The organism is Rhodococcus sp. 1168 (assembly GCF_002091955.1).
Taxonomy (GTDB): domain Bacteria; phylum Actinomycetota; class Actinomycetes; order Mycobacteriales; family Mycobacteriaceae; genus Rhodococcoides.
In genome coordinates this window covers 1-2,500 of the sequence record NZ_MKKY01000090.1, presented here as the reverse complement: position 1 = coordinate 2,500, position 2,500 = coordinate 1, and the positions used below count along the sequence as shown (strand labels likewise).

The 2,500-nt window shown below is 54.8% G+C and carries 2 rRNA genes (1 of these 2 cut by a window edge); both read left to right on the top strand.

What is annotated here, in order from left to right:
- Window positions 1–2,248, top strand: a 23S ribosomal RNA gene (locus tag BJI47_RS20370) (it extends 910 nt beyond the left edge of the window).
- 132 nt (window positions 2,249–2,380) lie between these two features.
- A 5S ribosomal RNA gene (gene rrf / locus BJI47_RS20365) occupies window positions 2,381–2,497 on the top strand.
- Window positions 2,498–2,500 lie beyond the last annotated feature (3 nt).

Below are 2,500 nucleotides of genomic sequence, written 5' to 3'. Positions count from 1 at the left end.
ACTCCGTGATAGCTGGTTCTCCCCGAAATGCATTTAGGTGCAGCGTCACGTGTTTCTCATCGGAGGTAGAGCTACTGGATGGTCTAGGGGGCTTACCGGCTTACCGAAATCAGCCAAACTCCGAATGCCGATGAGTGAGAGCGTGGCAGTGAGACTGCGGGCGATAAGGTTCGTAGTCGAGAGGGAAACAGCCCAGATCGCCAGCTAAGGTCCCTAAGCGTGTACTAAGTGGAAAAGGATGTGGGGTCGCGAAGACAACCAGGAGGTTGGCTTAGAAGCAGCCACCCTTGAAAGAGTGCGTAATAGCTCACTGGTCAAGTGATCCTGCGCCGACAATGTAGCGGGGCTCAAGTACACCACCGAAGCTGCGGCACTCATACAATAGCCCGCATGTTCCTTACGAGGAGTGTGCCAGGTGTGTGGGTGGGTAGGGGAGCGTCGTGCAGCCATGGAAGCATCGGAGTGATCCAGGTGTGGAGGCTGTGCGAGTGAGAATGCAGGCATGAGTAGCGAAAGACGAGTGAGAAACTCGTCCGCCGAATGACCAAGGGTTCCTGGGCCAGGTTAATCCGCCCAGGGTGAGTCGGGACCTAAGACGAGGCCGACAGGCGTAGCCGATGGACAACGGGTTGATATTCCCGTACCCGTGTGAACGCGCCCATGGTGAATCAGTGATACTAACTGCCCTGAATCCATGTTACTGATCTCTTTCGAGAGTGAGGGGTGTGGTGGATGCGCAGGACCTGATCTGGTAGTAGCCAAGCGATGGGGTGACGCAGGAAGGTAGCTGGGCCAGTCAGTGGTAATACTGGTGTAAGCCTGTAGGGCGAACGGTAGGCAAATCCGCCGTTCATGATGCCTGAGAGGTGATGCGTAGCCGATTGAGGCGAATTCAGTGATCCTATGCTGCCGAGAAAAGCCTCTAGCGAGCTTTCACACGGCCCGTACCCCAAACCGACACAGGTGGTCAGGTAGAGAATACTAAGGCGATCGAGATAACTATGGTTAAGGAACTCGGCAAAATGCCCCCGTAACTTCGGGAGAAGGGGGACCCTGTCTGGTGATGAACTTTTCGTTCTGAGCTGGGTGGGGTCGCAGAGACCAGTGAGAAGCGACTGTTTACTAAAAACACAGGTCCGTGCGAAGTCGTAAGACGATGTATACGGACTGACGCCTGCCCGGTGCTGGAAGGTTAAGAGGACCGGTTAGTCACTTCGGTGGCGAAGCTGAGAATTTAAGCCCCAGTAAACGGCGGTGGTAACTATAACCATCCTAAGGTAGCGAAATTCCTTGTCGGGTAAGTTCCGACCTGCACGAATGGCGTAACGACTTCTCAGCTGTCTCAACCATAGACTCGGCGAAATTGCATTACGAGTAAAGATGCTCGTTACGCGCGGCAGGACGAAAAGACCCCGGGACCTTCACTATAGCTTGGTATTGGTGTTCGGTTCGGTTTGTGTAGGATAGGTGGGAGACTGTGAAGCGGTGACGCCAGTTACTGTGGAGTCGTTGTTGAAATACCACTCTGATCGTATTGGATACCTCAACCTCGGACCATGATCTGGTTCAGGGACAGTGCCTGGTGGGTAGTTTAACTGGGGCGGTTGCCTCCTAAAATGTAACGGAGGCGCCCAAAGGTTCCCTCAGCCTGGTTGGCAATCAGGTGTCGAGTGCAAGTGCACAAGGGAGCTTGACTGTGAGACTGACACGTCGAGCAGGGACGAAAGTCGGGACTAGTGATCCGGCACCGGCATGTGGAAGCGGTGTCGCTCAACGGATAAAAGGTACCCCGGGGATAACAGGCTGATCTTCCCCAAGAGTCCATATCGACGGGATGGTTTGGCACCTCGATGTCGGCTCGTCGCATCCTGGGGCTGGAGTAGGTCCCAAGGGTTGGGCTGTTCGCCCATTAAAGCGGCACGCGAGCTGGGTTTAGAACGTCGTGAGACAGTTCGGTCTCTATCCGCCGCGCGCGTAAGAAACTTGAGGAAGGCTGTCCCTAGTACGAGAGGACCGGGACGGACGAACCTCTGGTGTGCCAGTTGTTCCACCAGGAGCACCGCTGGTTAGCTACGTTCGGAAGGGATAACCGCTGAAAGCATCTAAGCGGGAAGCCTGTTCCAAGATGAGGTTTCTCACCCCCTCGAGGGGGTAAGGCCCCCGGCAGACCACCGGGTTGATAGGCCAGAACTGGAAGTCGGGTAACCGATGTAGGTGACTGGTACTAATAGGCCGAGGACTTACCACAAAGAAGCTACGCGTCCACTGTGCGATATCTGAAACAACACACGTTTCAGTATTTACAATTGAATGAACCAACATCGTTCACCATTATGTGTGAGTTTTCTGTTGTGTTCCGTGTGTAACTGTTTCATAGAGTTACGGCGGCCATAGCGGAGGGGAAACGCCCGGTCCCATTCCGAACCCGGAAGCTAAGCCCTCCAGCGCCGATGGTACTGCACTCGACAGGGTGTGGGAGAGTAGGACACCGCCGAACACA